Origin of the sequence: Sphingomonas sp. dw_22, assembly GCF_018449795.1 — a bacterium.
Lineage (GTDB): Bacteria > Pseudomonadota > Alphaproteobacteria > Sphingomonadales > Sphingomonadaceae > Sphingomonas.
Genome location: NZ_JAAVVE010000013.1, coordinates 33,209 through 55,549, shown reverse-complemented (window position 1 = coordinate 55,549; position 22,341 = coordinate 33,209). Strand labels below are relative to the sequence as shown.

General features: G+C 68.6%; 21 protein-coding genes and 2 riboswitches. Of the genes, 17 read left to right on the top strand and 4 right to left on the bottom strand.

The genetic code is table 11. The features are described 5' to 3' along the window. The first annotated feature begins 2 nt into the window (after positions 1-2). From HB724_RS08385 to HB724_RS08365, 5 genes are read left to right on the top strand one after another with little or no spacing between them, the layout of a single operon-like run. Entirely contained in the window at positions 3-1,343 is a 1,341-nt protein-coding gene (locus HB724_RS08385) for an LLM class flavin-dependent oxidoreductase (protein ID WP_213980470.1), read from the top strand. Positions 1,344-1,362: 19 nt separating this feature from the next. Then, the gene (locus HB724_RS08380) at positions 1,363-2,304 is read left to right on the top strand and encodes a TauD/TfdA family dioxygenase (protein WP_213980469.1); all 942 of its coding nucleotides are present in this window, start codon (positions 1,363-1,365) and stop codon (positions 2,302-2,304) included. Continuing rightward, positions 2,301-3,275: an aliphatic sulfonate ABC transporter substrate-binding protein gene (locus HB724_RS08375; RefSeq protein ID WP_213980468.1), complete on the top strand. Its 975-nt coding sequence runs from the start codon at positions 2,301-2,303 to the stop codon at positions 3,273-3,275. Before HB724_RS08380 ends, HB724_RS08375 begins: the two co-directional genes overlap by 4 nt. Next, positions 3,272-4,051 carry an ABC transporter permease subunit gene (locus tag HB724_RS08370; protein WP_213980467.1) on the top strand — a complete coding sequence of 260 codons (780 nt, stop codon included), beginning with the start codon at positions 3,272-3,274 and terminating at the stop codon, positions 4,049-4,051. The genes HB724_RS08375 and HB724_RS08370 overlap by 4 nt, the downstream gene beginning before the upstream one ends. A gap of 3 nt (positions 4,052-4,054) precedes the next feature. Beyond that, complete coding sequence (locus tag HB724_RS08365) at positions 4,055-4,810, top strand: ATP-binding cassette domain-containing protein (RefSeq protein WP_213980466.1); 756 nt, start codon at positions 4,055-4,057, stop codon at positions 4,808-4,810. Positions 4,811-4,850: 40 nt separating this feature from the next. Here the strand turns inward: HB724_RS08365 and ssuD are convergent, their stop codons facing one another. Both ssuD and HB724_RS08355 read right to left on the bottom strand, forming a co-directional pair. Continuing rightward, positions 4,851-6,065: an FMNH2-dependent alkanesulfonate monooxygenase gene (ssuD, locus tag HB724_RS08360; protein ID WP_213980465.1), complete on the bottom strand. Its 1,215-nt coding sequence runs from the start codon at positions 6,063-6,065 to the stop codon at positions 4,851-4,853. A 65-nt stretch (positions 6,066-6,130) separates the two neighbouring features. Continuing rightward, positions 6,131-6,574, bottom strand: a complete 444-nt coding sequence (locus tag HB724_RS08355) for an Rrf2 family transcriptional regulator (RefSeq protein ID WP_213980464.1) — start codon at positions 6,572-6,574, stop codon at positions 6,131-6,133. A 93-nt stretch (positions 6,575-6,667) separates the two neighbouring features. Further along, a riboswitch (cobalamin riboswitch) is annotated at positions 6,668-6,870 on the top strand. A 109-nt stretch (positions 6,871-6,979) separates the two neighbouring features. On the opposite strand from HB724_RS08355, the gene cobO reads away from it, so the two are divergent. From cobO to cobU, 12 genes are all read left to right on the top strand, one after another. Further along, entirely contained in the window at positions 6,980-7,588 is a 609-nt protein-coding gene (cobO, locus tag HB724_RS08350) for a cob(I)yrinic acid a,c-diamide adenosyltransferase (RefSeq protein WP_213980463.1), read from the top strand. Continuing rightward, entirely contained in the window at positions 7,588-8,892 is a 1,305-nt protein-coding gene (locus tag HB724_RS08345) for a cobyrinate a,c-diamide synthase (protein WP_213980462.1), read from the top strand. Before cobO ends, HB724_RS08345 begins: the two co-directional genes overlap by 1 nt. Positions 8,893-8,904: 12 nt before the next feature. Then, positions 8,905-9,093, top strand: a riboswitch (cobalamin riboswitch). A 134-nt stretch (positions 9,094-9,227) separates the two neighbouring features. Next, positions 9,228-11,180 (top strand): TonB-dependent receptor, encoded by a 1,953-nt coding sequence (locus tag HB724_RS08340; protein ID WP_213980461.1) that lies wholly within the window; start codon positions 9,228-9,230, stop codon positions 11,178-11,180. A gap of 35 nt (positions 11,181-11,215) precedes the next feature. Further along, positions 11,216-11,758, top strand: coding sequence for a hypothetical protein (locus HB724_RS08335; protein WP_213980460.1), 543 nt, complete (start codon positions 11,216-11,218; stop codon positions 11,756-11,758). Beyond that, on the top strand, positions 11,758-12,165 hold the full coding sequence (locus tag HB724_RS08330; RefSeq protein ID WP_213980459.1) for a DUF1636 domain-containing protein: 408 nt from the start codon (positions 11,758-11,760) through the stop codon (positions 12,163-12,165). Before HB724_RS08335 ends, HB724_RS08330 begins: the two co-directional genes overlap by 1 nt. Beyond that, positions 12,162-13,178, top strand: a complete 1,017-nt coding sequence (cobT, locus tag HB724_RS08325; protein ID WP_213980458.1) for a nicotinate-nucleotide--dimethylbenzimidazole phosphoribosyltransferase — start codon at positions 12,162-12,164, stop codon at positions 13,176-13,178. Before HB724_RS08330 ends, cobT begins: the two co-directional genes overlap by 4 nt. Continuing rightward, complete coding sequence (locus HB724_RS08320; protein ID WP_213980457.1) at positions 13,175-13,744, top strand: histidine phosphatase family protein; 570 nt, start codon at positions 13,175-13,177, stop codon at positions 13,742-13,744. Before cobT ends, HB724_RS08320 begins: the two co-directional genes overlap by 4 nt. Next, the gene (locus HB724_RS08315) at positions 13,741-14,460 is read left to right on the top strand and encodes an adenosylcobinamide-GDP ribazoletransferase (protein ID WP_213980456.1); all 720 of its coding nucleotides are present in this window, start codon (positions 13,741-13,743) and stop codon (positions 14,458-14,460) included. Before HB724_RS08320 ends, HB724_RS08315 begins: the two co-directional genes overlap by 4 nt. Continuing rightward, entirely contained in the window at positions 14,457-15,437 is a 981-nt protein-coding gene (locus HB724_RS08310; protein WP_213980455.1) for a threonine-phosphate decarboxylase, read from the top strand. Before HB724_RS08315 ends, HB724_RS08310 begins: the two co-directional genes overlap by 4 nt. Then, positions 15,430-16,368: an adenosylcobinamide-phosphate synthase CbiB gene (gene cbiB / locus HB724_RS08305; RefSeq protein WP_213980454.1), complete on the top strand. Its 939-nt coding sequence runs from the start codon at positions 15,430-15,432 to the stop codon at positions 16,366-16,368. Before HB724_RS08310 ends, cbiB begins: the two co-directional genes overlap by 8 nt. Then, positions 16,356-17,816, top strand: a complete 1,461-nt coding sequence (locus HB724_RS08300) for a cobyric acid synthase (RefSeq protein WP_213980453.1) — start codon at positions 16,356-16,358, stop codon at positions 17,814-17,816. Before cbiB ends, HB724_RS08300 begins: the two co-directional genes overlap by 13 nt. After that, entirely contained in the window at positions 17,813-18,325 is a 513-nt protein-coding gene (gene cobU / locus HB724_RS08295) for a bifunctional adenosylcobinamide kinase/adenosylcobinamide-phosphate guanylyltransferase (protein ID WP_213980452.1), read from the top strand. Before HB724_RS08300 ends, cobU begins: the two co-directional genes overlap by 4 nt. A 4-nt stretch (positions 18,326-18,329) precedes the next feature. On the opposite strand, the gene HB724_RS08290 is transcribed toward cobU, so the two are convergent. Together HB724_RS08290 and HB724_RS08285 are read right to left on the bottom strand one after the other, a co-directional pair. Continuing rightward, positions 18,330-19,199, bottom strand: coding sequence for a DUF4886 domain-containing protein (locus HB724_RS08290; RefSeq protein WP_213980451.1), 870 nt, complete (start codon positions 19,197-19,199; stop codon positions 18,330-18,332). Between the two features lie 13 nt (positions 19,200-19,212). Beyond that, complete coding sequence (locus tag HB724_RS08285) at positions 19,213-22,308, bottom strand: TonB-dependent receptor (protein WP_256731394.1); 3,096 nt, start codon at positions 22,306-22,308, stop codon at positions 19,213-19,215. Between the last annotated feature and the right edge of the window lie 33 nt (positions 22,309-22,341).

Here is a 22,341-nt window from a genome sequence, read left to right as displayed (position 1 = left end):
CCATGGCGCGCGACCGCCAGATGCGGCTCGGGGCCTTCCTGATGGGGGTGGGCCATCATGTCTCGGCCTGGCTGCATCCATCGGTGGACCCACGCGCGCTTACGGAGCTCCGCCACTATGTGCATCTCGCGCAGGTGGCGGAGCGTGCGAAGTTCGATGCGATCTTCTTCGCCGACAATGTCGCGATGTTCGGCGGCCCGTCGGAGATCGGCGCGCTGGCGGCGCCGATCTATTATTACGAGCCGCTGTCGCTGCTCGCCGCGATCGCGCCGCAGACCGAGCGGATCGGCCTCGTCGCCACCGTCTCCGCGACATATCTCCCGCCCTATCACCTCGCCCGCAAATTCGCCTCGATCGACCATCTGAGCGGCGGACGCGCCGGCTGGAACTGCGTGACCTCGGGATCGGACGCCGAGGCGCATAATTTCGGGCTCGATCACCAGCCGGAGCATGCCCATCGCTATGCCCGCGCCGGCGAATATGTCGAAGTCGTCAAGACGCTGTGGAACAGCTGGGAGGAAGGCGCGCTGATCGCCGATCGCGAGGCGCGCCGTTACTATGACCCCACCCGAGTCCACCCGATCGACCATGAAGGCCGGTTCTTCAAGGTCGCCGGCCCGCTCCAGCTCGATCGCACGCCGCAGGGCCATCCGGTGATCGTCCAGGCCGGCTCGTCCGACGACGGCGTCGCGCTCGCCGCCACCACCGCCGAGCGGGTCTTCACCGCGCAGCAATCGCGCGACGACGCGATCGCCTTCCGCCAGCGCCTGCGCGACGCCACCGCCGCCAACGGCCGCGACCCGGACGAGATCCTCGTGCTCCCGGGCATCATGCCCTTCGTCGCCGAGACGCGCGAAGCGGCGCAACGCTATCATGACGAGCTCCAGGAGCTGGTCGATCCGCGCATCGGCATCGGCCTGGTCTCCGGCCTGATGGGGGTGGACCTGTCGCAGCATCCGCTCGATGGCCCGCTGCCCGAGCCGGCCTCAACCGAGGGCTGGCAGAGCCGCCAGAAGCTGTTCGTCGATACCGCCCGCGCCGAGGGGCTCACGATCCGCCAGCTCATCGCCCGCGTCGTCACCGCGCGCGGACACAAGACGATCATCGGCACCCCCACCGACATCGCCGACCTGCTGGAAGACTGGTTCGCTGCGGGTGCGGCGGACGGCTTCAACATCATGGGGCCGACCTTGCCGCAAGGGCTGGAAGCCTTTGCCGAGCTGGTCGTGCCCGAATTGCAGCGCCGCGACCTATTCCGCACCGAATATGCCGGCCGCACGCTGCGCGACCATCTCGGCCTCGCCATCCCCCGAACCCCGGCGCTCGCCGCCGCTGCCGAGTGAAACCGAAAGGAGACCTGCCATGACCGTCTCTACCGCCTTCAATGCCTATCTGAACGCGCCCGATCCCGATATCCCGCTCGATATCGTGCCGGTCGGCGGCCGCATCGGCGCCGAGGTGCGCGGGCTGAAGCTCTCGGCTGATCTCACGCCCGAGCAGCTCAAGGCTGCCCGCGCCGCGCTGGTGCGCCACAAGGTGCTGTTCTTCCGCAGCCAGCAGCATCTCGATGACGAAGGACAAGAGGCGTTCGGCCGCGCCTTCGGGGATCCGTTCGAGCACCCCACCGTGCCGTCGCGCGGCAATTTTCTGTTCGAGCTGGACTCGCACCACGGCGCGCGCGCCAATCACTGGCATACCGACATCACCTTCGTCCCCGGCTATCCCTTCGCCTCGGTGCTGCGCGCCGTGACGATCCCGCCGGCCGGCGGCGATACGGTCTGGGCCAACACCGTCGCCGCGTACAAAGACCTGCCCGAGCCGCTGCGCCAGCTCGCCGACGGGCTACGCGCCATCCACACCAATGCCTATGACTATGCCGCCGAACGTCCCAACGCGACCGAGGAGCAGAGGAAGTTGTTCGCGGCGATCTTTGCCCGCATAGTTTATGAGACCGAGCATCCGGTGGTCCGCGTCCATCCCGAAAGCGGCGAGCGGACGCTGCTGCTCGGTGGCTTCGTCAAGCAGTTCGTCGGCGTGCCGCCGCAGGACTCGCGCGCGCTCTACGATCGCCTGCAAAGCTATGTCACGCGGCTGGAGAACACCGTGCGCTGGCGCTGGAGCGAAGGCGACGTGGCGATCTGGGACAATCGCGCCACCCAGCATTATGCGATCGACGATTACGGCGCGCAGCATCGCATCGTGCGCCGCGTGACGCTGGCAGGCGACGTGCCGGTGGGCGTCGACGGCCGCGAAAGCCGGGCGATCAAGCCGGAGCCCGAGCCCCTGCTGGAGGCGGCGGAATGATTACGCGCCGCCAGTCCCTCGCCCTGCTCGGCGGCACCGCCGCCGGGCTCGCGCTCGCCGCTTGCGGCACGAAGCCGGAGCGCAAGGACGTCGTTTTCGCCACGCAGAAGAACGGCGTTCCCTTCCTCGCCGAGACGCGGGGCGAGTTCGCCAAGCGACTTCAGGCGCGCGGCATCGGCCCGGTCAAATGGGTCGAGTTCGCCTCCGGCCCGCCGCTGATCGAGGCGATCCGTGCCGGGGCGGTGGACATCGGACTCGTTGGCGACACGCCCGTCGCCTATGCCCAGGCCGCCGGCACCGATCTCTTCTATGTCGCCGCGCAGAGCTTTCCCGGACTGGTGGGTAGCGGCCTGCTCGTGCCGTCCAAGTCGAGCGTCACCACCCTCGCCCAGCTCAAGGGCAAGAAGATCGCCTATACCAAGGGCTCGGCGGCCGAATTTGCGCTCGCGGCGGCGCTGAAGCAGGTGGGGCTCGGCCTTGGCGACATCGCCGTCGCCAATCTCGCCCCCGGCGATGCACAGACCGCGCTCGCCAATGGATCGGTCGATGCCTGGGTAGTGTGGGATCCGTTCTTCACCCTCGCCCAGATCCGCGGCGGCGCGCGCGAAGTGCCGCTGCCCGCATCGGGGATCAACACCACGGCCTTCTACATCGCTTCCGGCGCCTTCACCCGCGAGCGGACCGACGTGCTGCGCGCCGCGCTCGACGAACTCCGCGCCGAGGCGAACTGGGGCAACGCCAATCGCCTCTATTATCGCGATCAGGTGGCCAAGGCGACGCGGCTGCCGCCCACGGTGCTCGACGGGATGCTGGCGCGGTACAAGGACTTCCTGTTCCGGGTCGATCCGGTCACGCCGGACGTGATCGCCAACCAGCAGAAGGTCTCCGACTATCTGTTCGACGCGGGCGTGCTCCCGAAAAAGGTCGATGCGGCCAAGGCGGCCTGGACCGGCTGGAAGCCCGCGCCATGACGCGCGCCGCAACATGGAAGGAGAGCGCGCTCGTCCCGGCGATCGTGCCGGTGGGGCTGCTCGCGATCTGGCAGATCGCTTCCATGGCTGGCCTGCTGCCCTCGCAGATCCTGCCCGCCCCCACGGCGGTCGTGAAGGCCGGGGCCGAGCTGACCGCGGACGGCGAGCTGCTACATCACCTCGCGGTGAGCACCGCCCGCGCGCTGACCGGGCTGGTCGCGGGCGGATCGATCAGCTTCGTGCTCGGCCTGGTCTGCGGCCTCTCGCCCTTCGCGCGGCGGCTGCTCGATCCGACCCTGCAGATGGTGCGGACGATCCCGCACCTCGCACTGCTGCCGCTCGTCATCCTGTGGTTCGGGATCGGCGAGCAGGCCAAGATCCTGCTGGTCGCCTGGGGCATCTTCTTCCCCATCTATCTCAACACCTATCTCGGCGTGGTGTCGGTCGATCCGCAGCTCATCGAGATGGGCCGCATCTACGGCATGAACCGCTGGGCCCTGTTCCGCCGGGTGATCTTCCCCGGCGCCCTGCCCTCGATCCTCGTCGGCCTGCGCTTCGGCCTCGGCATCATGTGGCTGACGCTGATCGTCGCCGAGACGATCGCGGCCAATTCGGGCATCGGCTATATGGCGACCCAGGCGCGCGAGTTCAGCCAGACCGACATCATCGTGCTCGCGATCTTCGTCTATGCCGCGCTCGGCAAGCTCGCCGACAGCCTGACCCGCACGCTGGAGCGCCGCCTGCTCCGCTGGAACCCCGCTTATGCAAAGGCCTGAGCCATGAACGCACCCGCGCTTCGTCTCATCGAGGAAGGCCGCCGCCCCAGCGCCGGCGCGCCGGTCGCCGTGCGCGAGTTGTCGGTCGCCTTCGGCCAGAACCAGGTGCTCGATCGCCTCAGCCTGACGATCTCCCCCGGCGAGTTCGTCGCGATCGTCGGCCGATCGGGCTGCGGCAAGAGCACGTTGCTGCGCGCGATCATGGGCCTGATCCAGCCAGGCGGCGGCAGCATCGACGTCGATCGCGCCGCCGCGCGCCTAGTCTTTCAGGAGCCGCGCCTGCTGCCCTGGGCCAGCGTGCGCGACAATGTCGCGGTGGGGGCGCCGGCCGGGCTCGACCGCGCCGAGCGCGACCGGCTGATCGACGCGCGCCTTGCCGAGGTCGGCCTAGCCGACAAGGCAGAGGAATGGCCCGCGGCGCTCTCGGGGGGCCAGCGCCAGCGCGTGGCGCTCGCCCGTGCGCTGATAAGCCGCCCGCGCCTGCTCGCGCTCGACGAGCCGCTGGGCGCGCTCGACGCGCTAACCCGGATCGAGATGCAGGCACTGGTCGAGACCGTCTGGGCAAGCGAAGGCTTCTCGGCGCTGCTGGTGACGCATGACGTCGCCGAGGCGGTGGCGCTGGCCGATCGCGTCGTCGTGATGGAGGCGGGCCGGATCGCGCTCGACCTGCCCATCCCCGTCCCCCGCCCGCGCCGTCACGGCGACGCCGAGCTGGCCGGGCTCGAAGGGCTGATCCTCGATCGGCTGCTGGGCCGCTAATCAAATCCTCCCCGAGCAAAGCTCAGGGAGGATTTTTGCTTCAGGTGAAGCGGCCGGCGGGGACCGGCTCCTGCTTCAGGCCCTCCGCCGCTTGGCGGACTTCGGCGGGTGTGAAGAAAGGCCGGAGTGGCGGCAGTGTTGCGCCGCGGCGATGCGGCAGGTTGAGCTTCGGGAACAACAGCTCAGCCACCCGATAGGCTTCCTCCAGATGCGGATAGCCCGAGCCGATGATCGTATCGATGCCGATATCGGCATATTCCTGAAGCCGCTCGGCCACCGTCTCCGGATCGCCGACCAGTGCCGTGCCCGCGCCGGTGCGCACCAGCCCGATGCCCGCCCACAGGTTCGGCGCGATCTCCAGATTGGCGCGGCTCCCCTTGTGCAGCGCCTGCATCCGCGCCTGGCCGACCGAATCGCTGCCCTTGGTCAGATAGCCCTGGAACAGCGCGATCTGCTCGTCGGTGACATGGCGGATCAGATCGTTGGCGGCATCCCATGCCTCACCTTCGGTCTCGCGGACGATGAAGTGGATGCGCAGCCCGAAGCGGATCGTGCGCCCCCGCCGCACGGCGCGCTCGCGGACATCGTCGATGATCTCCTTGAGCTGCGCCGGCGGCTCGCCCCAGGCGAGATAGACGTCGACATGCTCCGCCGCGATCTCCCGCGCGATCTCGGACGAACCGCCGAACCAGATCGGCGCATGCGGCTCCTGCACGAAGGGGAAGAGCAGCCGCCCGTTCTCGATGCCGAGATATTCGCCCTGCTGCGTCACCGTCTCGCCGCGCGCGAGCTTGCGCCAGATGTCTAGGAACTCGGCGGTCTGATGATAGCGCTGGGTGTGATCGAGGAAGATGCCGTCCTGCGCCAGCGCCTGGGGGCTGCCGCCGGTGACGACGTTGAGCAGCGCGCGGCCGTTCAAGAGCCGGTCGAGCGCCGCCGCCTGCCGCACCGCCTCGGCCGGCGCGGTGAGGCCGGGGCGCAGCGCCACCAGCAGCCGCAGATTCTCGGTGAAGGGAGCGATCGAGGCTGCGGTGATCCAGGCATCGGCGCACATCGCGCCGGTCGGCATCAGCACGCCGTAATAGCCGAGCCGATCGGCCGCCACCGCCACCTGGCGCAGATATTCGGGATCGGGCGCGCGCTCGCCCTCAGGCCAGGCGAGCCGGCGATTGTCGCCGCCCGAGGGGATGAACCAGAGGAAGCTCAGGGGGCTGCGATCCGCCGCCCCCGAAGCCGAACCGACGATACCCGACATAGCCTGCACTCCTGCCCTTGAGATGCCACAGGCAAGCGTTTCCGGCGCGCGCCGGCAAAGCAGGATTAATTGTCTAGTGCGTAAGTAGAGTTTAGTGCCTCGGGCAGCGGATTGGCGAGGGTAACGCCGTCCAGAATGCGCGCCGTCTCGTCGCGCAGATAGAGCATCAGCTTGTGGAGGCGGCATTCCGCCTCGGTCACGCAATTGTCGCAGCGCTCATAGCGGAAGCGGCTCGCACAGGGGACCAGCGCGAGCGAGCCGTGCGTCATGCGCACCAGATCGCCGATCCGCACCTGCTCGGGCGGCTTCGCCAGCATATAGCCGCCGTCGCGGCCCCGCTGCGAGGCGACCAGCCCCTCGCGATTCATCTCGGAGAGGATGACGGTCAGGAACTTGGCCGGGATGTTCTGCCTCGCCACGATCTCGGCCAGCGGCACCGGCCCCTGCCCGTATCGGTCGGCAAGATGCTGGAGCGCGCGGATCGTGTAGCGGGACTTCTGCGAGAGCATGCCGGGGCTCTATGCGCGCGCGGCTCGCGCGTTTCAATCGAGACTGGTGCTGGCGTTCCGATCCCGTGCACTGTAGGCCCGGCGGCGAGGAAGATATTCCTCGACTGTGCCGGTGCCCCTCGGGGCTGAAAAGGGAATGCGGCGGGCGCTTTCTGCGTCCGGCAAGCCGCGGCTGTCCCTGCAACTGTGCGCGGCGAGCCATGGGACCATATGCCATTGGGAGCGATCCCGAGAAGGCGGCTCCGCCCGGCGACGACCCGCAAGCCAGGAGACCTGCCGGCGCGGGTCGCTCTTGCCCGGTCCAGGGAATGGCCAGGGCACGGTCCTCCGTTGGGCGACATCATCATCGGGCGAAGCGTCCGGCCTGCGCCGGGCGCCGCGTCCTGTCGCGGGAGCAGAACGGACATGACCGAAGACGAGATCGACGCCGCCCACAATGCCAAGGCGAAGAAACGCCAGGCGGCGCGCGCCAAGATCATGGTGGACAAGACGCAGGAAAAGGGCCTGCTGATCGTCCACACCGGCAAGGGCAAGGGCAAGTCCACCGCCGCCTTCGGCATGGTCTGCCGCGCGCTGGGTCACGGGATGAAAGTAGGCGTCGTCCAGTTCATCAAGGGCGGCTGGGCGACCGGCGAGAAGGCGGTCTATTCGGCCTTTCCCGGGCAGATCGAGCACAAGGTGATGGGCGAAGGCTTCACCTGGGACACGCAGGACCGGGCCCGCGACATCGCATGGGCACGCGCCGGCTGGGAGGAGGTCAGGCGGATGATCGCCGATCCCGAGATCGCGATGGTGGTCGCCGATGAGCTCAACATCGTGCTGCGCTACGAATATCTGCCGGTGGAGGAAGTCGTCGCGGGGCTGATGGATCGCGCGCCGATGAAGCATGTCATCGTCACCGGCCGCAACGCGCCCAATGCGCTGATCGAGGCAGCGGACTTGGTCACCGAGATGGTGCAGGTGAAGCACCCCTTCCGATCGGGCGTGAAGGCACAGAAGGGGATCGAATTCTGATGGCTCCGCTCGCGCCGGGGCTGGTGATCGGAGCGCCGCAATCAGGCGCGGGCAAGACGATGCTGACGATCGGTCTCCAGCGCGCCTTTGCCCGGCGGGGACTGCGCGTGAAGGGCGCGAAATGCGGGCCGGACTATATCGACCCGGCCTTCCATCGGGCCGCGATCGGCCATGCCTCGGTCAATCTCGACGGGTTCGCGATGGAGGTGCCGCTGCTGCGCGGGCTCGCGGCTCGCGCGGCGGAGAATGCCGATCTGGTGATCGCCGAGGGCGCGATGGGCCTGTTCGACGGCGCGCGAGCCGCCGGCCGATCGGGCGCGCCGGCCGACATCGCACGACTGCTCGACTGGCCGATGCTGCTGGTGATCGATGCACGCGCCGCCGCGCAGTCGATCGCGGCCATCGCGCACGGCTGCGCTACCTTCCCCGGCGCACCGCGCATCGCCGGCATCATCGTCAACCGCGTCGCCAGCGAACGCCATGCCCGGATGATCGAGGACGGCTTCGCGCGGATCGCCCTGCCGCTGCTCGGCACGATCCGGCGGGATGATGCAATGGCGTTGCCCGAGCGGCACCTCGGGCTGGTCCAGGCGGGCGAGACCGAAGGGATCGACGCCCGGATCGATGCGATCGCCGACCGGATCGCGGGCCAATGTGACCTCGACGCGATCCGCGCGGCCGCCTCGCCCACCGCCCGTGCCCCGCTCCCACCGCTGGCAGTCCGTCCTCCCGGCCAGCGCATCGCGGTGGCGCGCGACGACGCCTTCTCCTTCCTCTATCCGCACCTGCTCGACGCATGGCGCGCGGCAGGCGCCGAACTTCGTTTCTTCTCCCCGCTCGCCGACGACGCGCCGGCGGAGGATTGCGACGCCTGCTGGCTCCCCGGCGGCTATCCCGAACTCCGCGCCGCGCGGATCGCCGCCAATCGGGGCTTCCTCACCGGACTGCGCACCTTCGCGGCGACCCGCCCGGTCCATGGCGAGTGCGGCGGCTATATGGTGCTGGGCCGCACGCTCCAGGATGCCGACGGCACCACCCATGCCATGGCTGGCCTGTTACCGGTCGATACCAGCATGGCCCGCCGCAAGCTCACTCTCGGCTATCGCCGAGCGACGCTGCGCCACGACGCCGGCTTCGCCCCCGCCGGCCGGGAGCTGTTCGGCCACGAATTCCACTATGCGACGATCACCGCCTCCGAAGGCGAACCGCTCGCCGACATGGCCGATGCCGAGGGCAACGCCCTGCCGCCCGCCGGTCACCGGGCGGGCAATGTCACCGGCAGCTTCTTCCACTTGATCGCCTGACGCAAAGCCCGTAACGACCGCGTCGCGACAGGTTCCCGAGAGGGATCAAAAGGGAACGGGGTTCGAAACCCCGGCTGCCCCTGCAACTGTAAGCGGCGAGCCATCGGCCACATGCCATTGGGATCCCAGGATCCTGAGAAGGCGGCCCGAACCGGCATTGACCCGTGAGCCAGGAGACCTGCCCGTCGCGGTCGTTCTTCGTCCGGACAGGGTGTGCCGGTCGAGCGAGGGTTTCCTCGAGCAACGACGATCGCCGCGCGGGTTCGTGCGGGCGGGAGTCGTGTGCGCCCCTGCCCTTCGGTCCCGAGCGGTCATGTCAACGACCGAGGGATCATATGCGCTTTCAATTCCAGACCGGCTTTCTGCTCCTCTCCACGCTGTCCGCACCCGCTTTCGCACAGGAAGCGCCCGCGGCACCGGACGACGAAATCGTCGTCACCGCGCTGCGCACGCCGCTGCCGCTCGATCGGATCGCCTCGACGATCACCGTGCTCGACAAGGAGGAGATCGACCGCTCCCAGGCGCCGATCGTCTCCGATCTGCTGGCCCGCACGCCGGGCGTCAGCATCAGCCGCAACGGCGGCTTCGGCACCGCCACCCAGGTCCGCATCCGCGGCGCCGAGACCGACCAGACCGTGGTGGTGCTCGACGGCGTGAAACTCGCCGACGCCTCCTCCACCGGCGGCGGCTATAATTTCGCCAATCTGCTCACCGGCGATGCATCTCGGATCGAGATATTGCGCGGGCCGCAATCGATCCTGTGGGGCAGCCAGGCGATCGGCGGCGTGGTCAACATCGCCACCGCGACGCCGACCGAGCCGCTCGAAGGATCGATGGATATCGAAGGCGGCTCGCGCCAGACGGTCAATGCCCGCGCCGCGATCGGCGGACATGACGGCGCCGTCGATTTCCGCTTCGCCGGCAGCGCCTTCTCGACACAGGGCATCTCGGCAATCAGCCCGCGCTATGGCGGGAACGAGAACGATCCCTATCACAATGTCAGCGGCACCGGCCGAGTGGGCGTACGGCTGGCCGAGAATGTCTCGATCGATCTGCGCGGCTATTATTCGAGCAGCCAGACCGATATCGACAGCTCGGGCACCGTGCCCGACAGCCCCGAATATTCGACCAACGAGGAATGGATCGGCTATGCCGGGCTGAACGCCGGCCTGTTCGGCGGCGCGCTCAACAATCGCATCGCGTTCAGCCAGAGCGACACCGTCCGCCAGAACTTCAATCCCTCGCGCAAAATCCGCACGCAGGGCTTCGACGCCAAGGGCCAGACCCGCAGCTACCAGTATCAGGGCAACCTCGCGCTGCCGGGCAACTGGAAGCTGGTGTTCGGCGCCGAGCGCGAGGAGCAGAAGATGCGTTCCGCCTCGCCGGGCGACAACAATGCCGCCTATGCGACGATCCGCGCCCACGCCTCGCTCGACAGCTATTACGCCCAGCTCAACGGCACGATCGTCGACGGCCTGACCGTCTCCGGCGGCGTGCGGCACGACCATCACAGCAGCTTCGGCGATAATGACGTGCTGGGCGGCGGCGCGGCCTGGGCACTGTTCGGCGGCAACACCGTGCTGCGCGCCAGCTATGGCGAGGGCTTCAAGGCACCGACGCTCTACCAGCTCTTCAGCGATTACGGGAACCAGGCGCTCCAGCCCGAGCGCTCGCACGGCTGGGACGCCGGTATCGAGCAGCACCTGCTCGGCCGCCATCTCGTGCTCTCCGCTACCTGGTTCGATCGCACCACGACCAACCTGATCCTGTTCAGCGGCTGCCCCGCCACCGACAAGCCGCCGCTCTGCTTCACGCCGGGCACGACGGCGCCGCGCTCGGGCTATTACGCCAATATCCAGCGCAGCCAGGCGCATGGCGCCGAGGTGGCGGGAGCGCTGCGCTTCGGCGGGTTCAGCCTGGACGGCAACTACACCTGGACAGTGTCGGAGGACCGCTCGCTGGGCGTCGATTTCGGCAACCAGTTGCCCCGCCGCCCGCGCAACGCCGCCAACGGTTCGGCGACCTATGCCTGGCCGTTCGGCCTCTCGACCGGGGTGGCCGTGCGCTGGTCGGGCAAGACGCTCGACACCGCGCAGACCAGCGCCACCGTCGCCCCGCTGGAGAACGCCGCCTACACGCTGGTCGACCTGCGCGCCGAATTGCCGATCAGCAAGGAGCTGAAGCTGTTCGGCCGCGTCGAGAATCTGTTCGACGAGTATTACGAGACCGCCCGCCGCTACGGCACGCTCGGCCGCAGCTTCTATGCCGGCTTCCGGGCACGCTTCTGATGCCCCTCCCGCAAAACCCCAAGGAGACGCCTGCCATGTCGAATCTTTCGCCTGCTGTCGCCCGCAATCTCTGGATCGGTGCGATGGTCGTCGCCAGCACGGTGACCACGCTCCTGCTCGCTTGCGCCACGCCCTTCCCGGCGCTGGCGGCACTTGCCGCGCTGCATGTCCGCCGCACCGAAGGCGTCGCGCTGATGCTGGTCGCCTGGATCGCCGCGCAGATCACCGGCTTCGGCTTACTCCATTACCCGATCGATGCGAACAGCATCGCCTGGGCACTGGCGCTCGGCGCGGCGGCGATCGGATCGTTCTTCGCCGCGGACGTGACGGCCAAGGCGATGCCCGGCGCCCCTTATGTCGCGCGTATGGTCGCGGGCTATGTCACAGCTTATGTCGCCTTCAAGGCAGTGGTGCTGATCGGCGCCTTCGCGCTCGACAGCGGCTGGGCGGCGTTCACACCGGAGATACTGCTGCGCCAGTTCGTCCGCTATGGGCTGATCCTGCTCGGGCTGGTCGCGTTCCAGCGGCTGCTGACGCTGGTCGGCATCGACGGCGCGGCCCGGCCGGCACACGCCTGATGCTGCGCGCCGCCGCGCCCGGCCCTTCGGTGGTCGTCTGCAACACCTGCCGCCATTCGAGCGATGCGCGTGAGGATGCCGAAGGGGTGCGCGGCGGCGCCCGGCTGGCCGAGGCGGTGCGGACCCTCGCCACCTCGGATCCGCGCTATGCGGGGATCGCGGTGGAGGAGATGCCCTGCCTCTTCGCCTGCGCCGCTTTCTGCACCGTCCATCTGCGAGCACCCGGCAGGATCGGCTATGTCCTCGGCCGCTTCGCTCCGGATGCGGAAGCAGCGGCGGCGATCCTCGATTTCGCGGTCCATCACGCCGCCAGCGCACATGGCCAGGTGCCGTATCGCGACTGGCCGCAGGGCGTTAAGGGCCATTTCCTCGTTCGAATCCCGCCCGAAGGCCAGATAGCGACATGACATTCTTCCCCGATTCCACCACATTCGAAGCCGCGCTCGCCGCCCTGCCCGGCCCCGATGCGGATGCGCGCGCCGCCGCCGAGGCGCGCCAGGCGATGCTCACCAAGCCCGCCGGATCGCTCGGCCGGCTGGAGGAGATCGCGATCCACTTCGCCGGCTGGCAGGGCCGCGAGCGCCCTCGCATCGAGCGTGGCCGCGCAGCGATCTTCGCCGGCAATCACGGCGTCGCGGCGCAGGGTGTCAGCGCCTTTCCGGCCGAAGTGACCGCCCAGATGGTCGCCAATTTCCGGCATGGAGGTGCGGCGATCAATGCACTGGCGGGCGCCGCGGGTCTCGAACTCACCGTGGTCGCACTGGAACTGGAGCGCCCGACCGCCGATTTCACCGCCGCACCGGCGATGGACGAAGCCGAATGCCTCGCCGCCCTGTCCGCAGGCGCGGCGGTGGTCGCGCCCGGCCTCGACCTGCTCGTGGTCGGCGAGATGGGCATCGCCAACAGCACCGCCGCCGCCGCACTCTGCACGCGAGGGCTCGGCGGGACGGCGGCCGATTGGGTCGGCCCCGGTACCGGTCTCGATACCGAGGGCGTCGCGCGCAAAATCGAAGTGGTCGATCGCGCAGTCGCCTTTCATGCTGACGCGCCCATGACGCCACTGGAGACCCTGCGCCGCCTCGGCGGCCGCGAAATCGCGGCGATCGCCGGCGCGGTGATCGCGGCCCGGCTCCAACGCATTGCGGTGGTGCTCGACGGCTTCATCAGTTGCTCGGCGCTGGCGCCCTTCATCGCCACCGTTCCAGGCATCGCAGATCATTGCATCGCGAGCCATCGCTCCGCCGAGCCTGGCCATCGCCGGTTGCTCGATCGCCTGGGTCTCGATCCGCTGCTCGACCTGGGGATGCGGCTCGGCGAGGGCAGCGGCGCAGCGGTCGCCGTGTCCGTGATCCGCTCGGCGTTCGCGGCGCATGGCCAGATGGCGACCTTTGCCGAAGCAGGCGTCGCCGGCGCGGCATGACGCCGTTTCCGCTGCACCTGCTGCGCCACGGCGCGCCCGACCGCCCGGGGCTGATGATGGGCCGGACCGACGGCGCGCCGAGCACGGCGGGCATCGGCGCCTGTATCGCCCGCGCCGCCGATCTCGAATTCGAGACGCTGGTGACCTCCGATCTGCGCCGCACCCGCGAAGCCGCCCTTGCCATCGCGCAAAGCCGCCCGTTCCCGCTCGCCATCGATCCGCGCTGGCGCGAACTCGATTTCGGCGAATGGGACGGCCTGGCTCCGACCGAGATCGACGGAGAGGCCCTGGCGCGCTTCCATACCGATCCCGACGCCAATCCTCCCCCCGGCAGCGAGCGCTGGTCGAGCCTGCGCGCCCGCGTCGCCGCCGCGCTCGGCGACCTGTCCCCCGTGCCGACCCTGATCGTCACCCATGGCGGCGCGATCCGCGCGGCGCTCGCGCAGCTCTGCGGCTTCGACATTCCTCAGCTCTGGGCGTTCGACCTGCCCTATGCATCGCTGGTCTCGCTGCGCGTCTGGCCCGGCGAGGCGCCCGCCGCCCAGATCATCGGCCTGCGCACATGAAGGGCCTGATCGCCGCGCTGCAATTCCTCACTCGGCTGCCGATGCCGCGCATCGACATAAGCGAGGCGCAGTTCGCGGCATCGATACGCTGGTTCCCCGTCGCGGGCCTGGTCATCGGCGCTATCGTCGCCGGAGCGGCATGGACCGGCGGACAAATCGATCCCTGGACCGGCGCCTTGGCAGGACTGGTCGCCTGGGTGCTGGTGACCGGAGCGCTGCATCTCGACGGCCTTTCCGACCTGGCGGATGCGATGGGCGCAGCGCACAAGGGCCGCGAACGGCTCCTCGCGGTGCTCGCCGATCCGCATATCGGCAGCTTCGGCGCGGTCGCGATCGGCCTCCAGCTCATCGCCAAGCTCATCCTGCTCCATGGGCTGATCGAACGCGATGCGTTCCTGGCGCTGCTTTTCATACCCTTCGCCGCCCGCATCGGCCCGCTCGCCTGGACGCTCTGGCTCCCGCCGCTCCATGCGGGCCTCGCCGCGCGTTTCCGTGCCGCAATCCGGCCGGTCCATGTCCTGCTCTGGACCCTGCCCCTCATCGCCACCGCATGGTTCGTGCCCGCGCTGATCCTGGCGCCGTTGCTGATCGCGGCCTGGGGCATCTGGCTGCGCGACAAGGTCGGTGGAATCTCGGGCGACGGGCATGGCGCGGGGATCGAGCTGGTGGAGACCGGGCTACTCGCCGCCGCGCTCCTGGCAAGCCATTGGCGATGACGTTCACCTTTCATGGTGGCCGGCTGAGCGAAGCACGCTCCGCTTATGCGGAAGCCAGCCGACCCTGGCTGGACCTCTCGACCGGAATCAATCCGCACGCATGGCCGGGCATTGCCGATATCGACATCGACTGGCGCGCGCTTCCCGACGAACGGGCGCTGATCGCGCTGGAAACCGCAGCTGCCACCTATTTCGGCACGCATGCAGCGAATGTATGCGCCGTGCCGGGCACCGAGATCGGCCTGCGGCTGGTGGGCAGCATGATCGAAGGGCCGAGCGTGCATGTCGGCCCCGGCTATCGCACGCACACCGCGATGCTGCCCGGCGCGCGCGCGATCCGCACCGAAGAACTGCCGGAAATACGAGACGCCTCAATCCTCCTCGCCAATCCGAACAATCCGGACGGACATGTCACCAGCTCCTCGCTCCTCGACGCGCATCTCGACCGGCTCAAGGGAACGCCGCACTGGCTGATCGTCGATGAGGCATTCGCCGATACCCAGCCCGCGATCAGCATCGCTGACCGGATCGACGATGCGCGACCGCTGATCCTGTTCCGATCGTTCGGCAAGTTCTTCGGGCTTGCCGGCGTCCGCCTCGGCTTCGTCCTGGGACCGCAGGCACTGATCGAGCGCGTCCATGCACGGCTGGGCAGCTGGCCCGTTTCCAGCGCGGCGCTGGCGATCGGCACGGCCGCCTATCGCGATCGGGCATGGATCGAGGCGATGCGCGACCGCTTGCGGGCCGAGGCCGAGGCGCTCAACCGCGTCCTCCTGCGCCACGGATTGCAGCCCCAGGGCGATTGCCCGCTGTTCCGCCTGATCCAGGCGCCGGATGCACCGGCCCTGTTCGACCACCTCGCCCGCCAGGCGATCCTCACCCGCCCCTTCGATCAGGATTCCCACCGGCTCCGCATCGGCCTGCCCGGAAGCGACGAGGCGCTGGCACGGCTCGATCGCGCGCTGGCATATGGCTGAGCCCATCGCCCTGCTGGCGCTGGCGGTCGACGCCGCGCTGGGCTGGCCGACTGCGCTTTACCGGCGCATCGGCCATCCGGTCGGCGCCTTCGCGCGCCTCATCCAAGTATGCGAGCGTCGCTGGAACCGTGGCAGCCACAGCACCGCCTTTCGATATGCCGCAGGCATCGCGACCCTGCTGCTGCTGATCGCCGTCGCCGCCGGTCCGGGCGTCATGCTGCACCAATTGCTGCGGAATGCTGCGGGTCCATGGGCCTGGATATTCGAGGCGCTGCTTGCCGCACCGGCCCTGGCGCAACGCAGCCTCTACGACCATGTCCGGCCGGTCGGCATCGCGTTGGCTGCCGGGGATCTCGAAACCGCCCGCCCCGCCGTCAGCCGCATCGTAGGCCGCGATACCGCCACGCTCGACGAAGTCGGCACCGCCCGCGCCGCGATCGAGAGCCTGGCGGAAAGCTTCTGCGACGGCGTGGCCGCGCCCCTGTTCTGGCTACTGCTGCTCGGCCTGCCCGGCGTCTGGGCCTACAAGGCGGTCAACACCGCCGACAGCCTGATCGGCCACCGCGAGGAGCGCTGGCGCGCGTTCGGCTGGGCCGCCGCGCGAACCGACGATCTGCTCAACCTCATACCCGCCAGGATAGCCGCCGCGCTGATCTGCCTGTGCGGCATGGGTGGATGGCGCATCCTGTGGCGCGACCACCAGCTGCATGCCTCTCCCAATGCCGGCTGGCCCGAAGCCGCGATGGCCGGCGCGCTCGGGCTGTGGCTCGGGGGGCCGATTGCCTATGACGGCGTGCTGCAGCAAAAGCCCTGGATCGGCGCCGGCCTGCGCGATGCGACGCCCGGCGACATCCGCCGCGCGCTGGCCATCTATGTTCGCGCGTGCCTTTGCCTCTGGATTGTCGCAGGAACCGTCGCATGGGCGCTTTGATGCTCCAGGGAACCGGCTCGGACGTCGGCAAGTCGGTGCTGGTCGCCGGGCTCTGCCGCGCCTTCGCCAATCGCGGGCTCGGCATCCGCCCGTTCAAGCCGCAGAACATGTCGAACAATGCCGCCGTCACCATCGATGGCGGCGAGATCGGCCGCGCCCAGGCGCTCCAGGCGATCGCCGCGCGCGTCGAGCCGCATAGCGACATGAACCCAGTGCTGCTCAAACCCCAGGCCGACCGCACCTCGCAGCTGATCGTGGGCGGCAAGGTGCGCGGCACGCTCGGCGCCGGCAATTTCCGCGCTGCGCGGGGAGAATTGCTCGGCGAAGTGATGGCGGCCTATCACCGCCTGCGCGAGGCATGCGACCTGGTCATCGTCGAGGGGGCCGGTTCGCCTGCCGAGATCAACCTCAGGGCCGGCGACATCGCCAATATGGGATTCGCCCGGGCAGCGGGCGTGCCGGTGGTGCTGGTGGGCGATATCGATCGCGGCGGCGTGATCGCGGCGATCGTCGGCACGCGAGCGGTCATCGATCCCGAGGACGCCGCAATGATCCGCGGCTTCATCATCAACAAGTTCCGCGGCGATCCGGCATTGTTCGCGGACGGTTATCGCCAGATCGAGGCGCTGTCCGGCTGGCGCGGCTTCGGGGTAGTGCCCTGGTTGCCCATGACGGCACGCCTGCCGAGCGAGGATGCCGTGATCCTCGAAGCCCGCGCCCTGCGCCACGAGGGCCGGTTGGTCGTCGCCTGCCCGATCCTGCCGCGCATCTCCAATTTCGACGATCTCGATCCGCTCAAGCTGGAGCCCGAAGTCGAGCTGCGCATGGTGCCGCCGGGCACGCCGATCCCGGCCGAGGCGGCGCTGATCGTCCTGCCCGGCTCCAAGGCGACGATCGCCGACCTCGCGGCGCTCCGCGCCCAAGGCTGGGACATCGACATCCGCGCGCACCATCGGCGCGGCGGCGCGGTGCTCGGCCTGTGCGGCGGCTATCAGATGCTCGGCACGCGGGTCAGCGATCCCGCCGGGCTGGAGGGGCCACCGGGATCGATCGAAGGGCTGGGCCTGCTCGATGTGGAGACAGTTCTCTCCCCCGCCAAGGCTCTGCGCCATGTCCGCGGCACCGCATTGGGCGCGCGGTTCGAAGGCTATGAGATGCACATGGGCGAAACCACCGGCGCCGGCACGGCCCGGCCGCTGGCCATCTTCGAGGACGGCCGCCCCGATGGCGCGGTCAGCGCCGACGGGCTGGTGACGGGCACCTATGTCCACGGATTCCTCGCCGATGCGGCGCAGCGCCGCGCGCTGCTCGCGAGGATCGGCGCCCAGGGCAGCGGCCGCGATTATCGCGCGTCCGTCGATACCGCGCTCGATTCGATCGCCGAGGAACTCGAACGGCACCTCGATCTCGACGCCCTGCTCGCCCCTGCCCAGACGAGGAAGCCATGAAGCCGCACATCCTTTTCGTCCTGGGCGGCGCCCGGTCGGGCAAGAGCCGCTACGCCCAGACGCGCGCCGAAGCGCTGGACGCCGGACTGATGTTCGTCGCCACCGCGCAAGCCTTCGACACGGAGATGGCCGATCGCATCGCCCGCCACCGCGCCGATCGCGGCCCGCGCTGGCGCACGGTCGAAGCGCCGCTCGACCTCCCGACTACCATAGCTGCCGAAACAGCCCCATCCAGCGTCGTGCTGGTCGATTGCCTGACGCTCTGGACCTCGAACCTGCTGCTCGGCGAGCACGACATTCCCGCCGCCACCGACGCGCTGGTCACTGCATTGGGCAAGGCGCGGGGACCGGTAATCCTGGTCGCCAACGAAGTCGGCCTGGGCGTCGTGCCGGACAATGCGCTGGCCCGGCAGTTCCGCGATGCGGCGGGTTTCCTCAATCAGGCGGTGGCGCAGGCGGCGAACGAAGTTCAGTTCGTCGCCGCCGGCCTGCCCCTACGAATGAAGTAGGGCCTCAGCGCCGCTCCGCCGCAAGTTGCTCCGAAGCGATCTTCTGCAACGCGACGGCCTGTTCCTTGGAGATACCGAGATCGTCCGCCGCGCGCTCGTCCGGCCCCAGCGTCTTGGGATCGATGCCCGTCACCTGGCCGAACACCACCAGCGCCTCCAGATAATAGCCGTAGATGCTCCCGTGATAATGGTCATAGGTCCACAAATCGACCTGGCCGAAGGCGATCCCGTCATAGGGATTGGGATCGGCGACTCCCTTGGCGATCGCCCGGTCCCAAGCCTGGCCCACGGGGAGAATGCCGGCGATGTCACGCGACGCGGCGCGCACGCGCTCGGCGGCGGCGCGCAGGTCGTTCGCCATCGCGTCGATCGGCTTGCCGGACCAAGGGCTGCCCGGCCGATAGACCTGATCGGCGCGTGTCCAGGTCGACATCAGCAGCACTTGCGCACTCGGATTGGCCTGCTTCGCCATGCCCGCCAGCAACGGAGCATATTTCAGATAGCCGCTCGCATCGCCCGGCCGCTGGCGATCGAGCGAGCTCAGTTCCTGCAGGATCACCACATCCCACTTGCCGCCCAGCTTCGCGCGGCGTTCCTCATAGTGGAAGGCGAGCGGCTTGCCGCCCTGCGTCTCCAGGCTGACCTTCCAGTGCAGCCCCGCCTCTTCGGTGAACCGCTTGAACAGCGCAGGCACGCCGCCATAGCCGTCGCCGTTCAGATCGGTCACGCTATCGGCGCGATAGCGCTTCACCGCGGAATGCGCCCCCTGGGTGAAGCTGTTGCCGACGAACAGGATCGTCTTGGGAGGCGCCGCCTCCTGGGCCAGCGCGGAGGCCGGCACCAGGGCGAGCAGGGCAAGAAACAGAGCCTTCATACGCATACCCTTCTCAGAAACGCTTGCTGACGCTGCCGTACCAATAGCGGCCATAGGGGACGTAGAGCGATCCCAGATAACCGTCCGACACCACCGGCGGCTGGGTGTCGAAGATGTTGCGCGCGCCGATGCGGAAGCGCGTGTCCTTCAGCCAGCCGTCCTTGAAGCGATATTGCGCATAGAGGTTGACCGTGGCCTGACCGTCGACCGGATAGGGATCGCCGTTCGCATCGAGGAAGTTGGTATCGTAGACGGTGCCGACATAGTTGACGAAGCCGCCGATCTGGACCGGGCCGCTGCTCCAGGTGAGCGAGCCGGTCAGGCGCCATTTCGGCTTGCCGCGATCCTCGATCAGGTCGCTGGCGTCGGTGAGCGGGGTGGCCGGATTGATCTGGCCCGCCGCGCGCGCGTCGAACAGCGCCTGCACCGCCGGCGGGGTGTCGCGGCTGAACTTGGTGAGGCGCGCGGCGTTCAGCGCCAGGTCGAACTTACCGATGCCGGTGCGGACATTGTAGAGCAGCGCCAGATCGAGGCCCTGCACCGTCTGCGGCAGCAGGTTGGTGAACTGGTCGTTGATCTGCGTCACCGCACCGACCGGCGCCAGCCCGGTGCCGTCGAACATCGGCGCATCGTCGGCGGTGGGCGCCGCGCGGATCACGTTCGGATTGCTGGAGCCCTGGAGCCGCAGCAGATAGTCGAGCACCAGCGCGTTCTGCGGGCCGAACTGGCCGACGATGCCGACCTGGTTGATCGACCAGAAATCGGCGGTGAGCGTCAGGTGGCCGGCCTTGCCGTTGATGAACTTGGGCTCGAGCACCACGCCGGCGGTCCAGTTGGTGCTGTTTTCGGGCTTCAGATCGGGATTGCCCGAGATGAAGATCGAATAGCTGATCCCACGGCCGCATGCGCCGAAATTGGCGATGCGATCGGCGCGCAGATCGGCCTCGCAGCGATAGAAGTCCGTGTTCGAGCCCAGCCGCGAATATTGGACGGTCTTGGTCTGCTCCAGGTTCGGCGCGCGGAATCCCTTCGAATAGGAGCCCCTCAAACGGACGCCGTCGATCAGATCCCAGGCGGCGGCGATCTTGGGTTTGAAGACGCTGCCGAAATCGCTGTAATGCTCGTAGCGGGCCGCGAGTTGGAGATCGACGCGGCGGATCAGCGGGATGCCCATCTCCGGCGCGATCACCGGCACCGCCAGCTCGCCGAACGCCGAGAAGACGGTGCGCTTGCCGCTGGTGCTCGGCGTCGGGCTGACGGCGGCGACGTTGGACAGGTTGGTCTCGCCGGTCACCGCATCGACGAAGGCGATATCGCCGTTGAGATTGGGATCGCGGACGTCCATCTGCGTCTCGCGCCGCCCCTCGACACCGAACGCGATGCCCAGATTGCCGCCGGGAAGCTGGAGCAGGTCCGGCCGCGACAGCTTGAAATCGGCCAGTGCCAGGGTGGTCTTCGAACGGCGCCGCAGATCGAAGCTGATCGCGTCGATCGCCGTCTGCGACGAAGGCTGGCAATCCCCCACGCTCGGCGTCGCCGCGCAGCCGCCGTTGAAGGGATTATAGGCGTCCGGCGTCGCCAGCGCGAGGCTCGCCTGGAGCTTGGTCATGTTGATCGCGTTCGAGACGTCAGTCGCCTGCGCCTCCGAATAGAGGATCGCGGTGTCGAAATCGAAGGTGCCGATCCGGCCCTTGGCGCCGCCCAGGAAACGCGACTGCCAGTTGCTGGTATCCACCGTCTGCTGACCCGCATCGACGAAGCGATAGGTGCTGAGCCGCACCGGCAGGCCGGCGGCGGACACGTTGGTCAGGCCGGGGATGCGGTTCGGATTGGGCGTACCGTCGGGCAGCGTCGCCGCGCCGAACGGGTTCCAATAGTTGGAGGCCGGGATCACGATCGCGTTGAGGTTGATCGTCGGCGGCTGGATGCGCTGCGTGCTCGCGCGATAATAGCCGAGCTCGGTGTAGAGGGTGACGTCGTCCGACACGTCGTAATGCGCGGTCAGGAAGCTGTTGTAACGATCGATCGACGGCGTGACGCTGGTGCCGGGGCGCGTGTCGAAGCGCTCGGAACGCAGCGTCGATGCGGTCGCGCGCGTGCCGGTGCCCAGGCAGGTATCGGCGTTGATCGTGACGACGCAGCCGGGATTGGCGCTCGATTGCGTGTGGAAGGCGCCGGCCGAAGACGTGAGCGCACGATTGCCCGTCATGCGGATCGTGCCGGGTCCGCCGACCACGGCCAGGTTCGCCCAGGGCGACTGGGTGGCGCGGCCGTCGGCGGTCAGATTGCCCGCGAAATCGGGATTGTCGGCGAAGAAATCGAGCAGATTGTCGCTCGCCGTATAGGGCTGGTCCTCGGCGCGCATCGCGGTGCGGTGCGTGTAATCGAGGTACAGCGACACGTTGCCGCGCCCGCCGGCGAAATCGGTGCCGACCATGCCGGTCCCCTCGAACTCGCGGCGATGCGTGCCCTCGGCCCCGCCATAGCGCAGGTCGATCGTGCCGCCGTTGAAGTTCGACTTGGTGACCGTGTTGACCACGCCCGCCACCGCGTCCGCACCATAGATGGCGGCGGCGCCGTCGCGCAGGATCTCCAGCCGCTCGATGCCGGCGACCGGCAGCGCGTTGGAGTTGTAGCCGAGCACCGGCACGTTGCCGTCGCCCGCCTGGCTGGTCGGATGCTGGACGAGGCGGCGGCCGTTCAGCAGCACCAGCGTATTGCCCACGCCCAGATTGCGCAGGTTGATCGAATTGACGTCACCGCGCGCCGCGTTGCTGGTCTGCGGATTGTTGGATTCGTTGAAGGTGATGTCGCCCGCCTGCGGGATCGAACGGATCAGGTCGTCGCCCGAGGAGGCGCCGGTCGCGTCGATCTGGCTGGAATCGATCACCGTCACCGGCAGCGCGGTGTTGACCTTGGCGCCGCGGATCTGCGAGCCGACCACGACGATGTCCTGCTCGGGCCTCGAGGCGGGGCCATCGGTGTCGGCCTGCGCCTCGGCCGCTTCCGGCGCGGCCTGCGGCGTTTCCTGCGCGAAGGCGCTGGTTGCCCAGCCGATCGCGGCGATGGCGGTGGTGGCGGCTAGCGCCGGACGGATCATACCCCTCATGCTCTCTCTCCCTTTTTAGGCCCATCGTTGCGT

What these genes read in the sequence shown, in the direction of transcription:
- HB724_RS08310 (WP_213980455.1), top strand. Translation starts at nt 14,457, where the DNA reads ATGACGTTCACCTTTCATGGTGGCCGGCTGAGCGAAGCACGCTCCGCT.
- HB724_RS08380 (WP_213980469.1), top strand. Translation starts at nt 1,363, where the DNA reads ATGACCGTCTCTACCGCCTTCAATGCCTATCTGAACGCGCCCGATCCC.
- HB724_RS08320 (WP_213980457.1), top strand. Translation starts at nt 13,175, where the DNA reads ATGACGCCGTTTCCGCTGCACCTGCTGCGCCACGGCGCGCCCGACCGC.
- ssuD (WP_213980465.1), bottom strand. Translation starts at nt 6,065, where the DNA reads ATGTCGGGTATCGTCGGTTCGGCTTCGGGGGCGGCGGATCGCAGCCCC.
- HB724_RS08315 (WP_213980456.1), top strand. Translation starts at nt 13,741, where the DNA reads ATGAAGGGCCTGATCGCCGCGCTGCAATTCCTCACTCGGCTGCCGATG.
- HB724_RS08385 (WP_213980470.1), top strand. Translation starts at nt 3, where the DNA reads ATGGCGCGCGACCGCCAGATGCGGCTCGGGGCCTTCCTGATGGGGGTG.
- HB724_RS08345 (WP_213980462.1), top strand. Translation starts at nt 7,588, where the DNA reads ATGGCTCCGCTCGCGCCGGGGCTGGTGATCGGAGCGCCGCAATCAGGC.
- HB724_RS08375 (WP_213980468.1), top strand. Translation starts at nt 2,301, where the DNA reads ATGATTACGCGCCGCCAGTCCCTCGCCCTGCTCGGCGGCACCGCCGCC.
- HB724_RS08285 (WP_256731394.1), bottom strand. Translation starts at nt 22,308, where the DNA reads ATGAGGGGTATGATCCGTCCGGCGCTAGCCGCCACCACCGCCATCGCC.
- HB724_RS08365 (WP_213980466.1), top strand. Translation starts at nt 4,055, where the DNA reads ATGAACGCACCCGCGCTTCGTCTCATCGAGGAAGGCCGCCGCCCCAGC.
- HB724_RS08340 (WP_213980461.1), top strand. Translation starts at nt 9,228, where the DNA reads ATGCGCTTTCAATTCCAGACCGGCTTTCTGCTCCTCTCCACGCTGTCC.
- cobO (WP_213980463.1), top strand. Translation starts at nt 6,980, where the DNA reads ATGACCGAAGACGAGATCGACGCCGCCCACAATGCCAAGGCGAAGAAA.
- cobT (WP_213980458.1), top strand. Translation starts at nt 12,162, where the DNA reads ATGACATTCTTCCCCGATTCCACCACATTCGAAGCCGCGCTCGCCGCC.
- HB724_RS08290 (WP_213980451.1), bottom strand. Translation starts at nt 19,199, where the DNA reads ATGAAGGCTCTGTTTCTTGCCCTGCTCGCCCTGGTGCCGGCCTCCGCG.
- cbiB (WP_213980454.1), top strand. Translation starts at nt 15,430, where the DNA reads ATGGCTGAGCCCATCGCCCTGCTGGCGCTGGCGGTCGACGCCGCGCTG.
- HB724_RS08335 (WP_213980460.1), top strand. Translation starts at nt 11,216, where the DNA reads ATGTCGAATCTTTCGCCTGCTGTCGCCCGCAATCTCTGGATCGGTGCG.
- HB724_RS08330 (WP_213980459.1), top strand. Translation starts at nt 11,758, where the DNA reads ATGCTGCGCGCCGCCGCGCCCGGCCCTTCGGTGGTCGTCTGCAACACC.
- cobU (WP_213980452.1), top strand. Translation starts at nt 17,813, where the DNA reads ATGAAGCCGCACATCCTTTTCGTCCTGGGCGGCGCCCGGTCGGGCAAG.
- HB724_RS08370 (WP_213980467.1), top strand. Translation starts at nt 3,272, where the DNA reads ATGACGCGCGCCGCAACATGGAAGGAGAGCGCGCTCGTCCCGGCGATC.
- HB724_RS08300 (WP_213980453.1), top strand. Translation starts at nt 16,356, where the DNA reads ATGGGCGCTTTGATGCTCCAGGGAACCGGCTCGGACGTCGGCAAGTCG.
- HB724_RS08355 (WP_213980464.1), bottom strand. Translation starts at nt 6,574, where the DNA reads ATGCTCTCGCAGAAGTCCCGCTACACGATCCGCGCGCTCCAGCATCTT.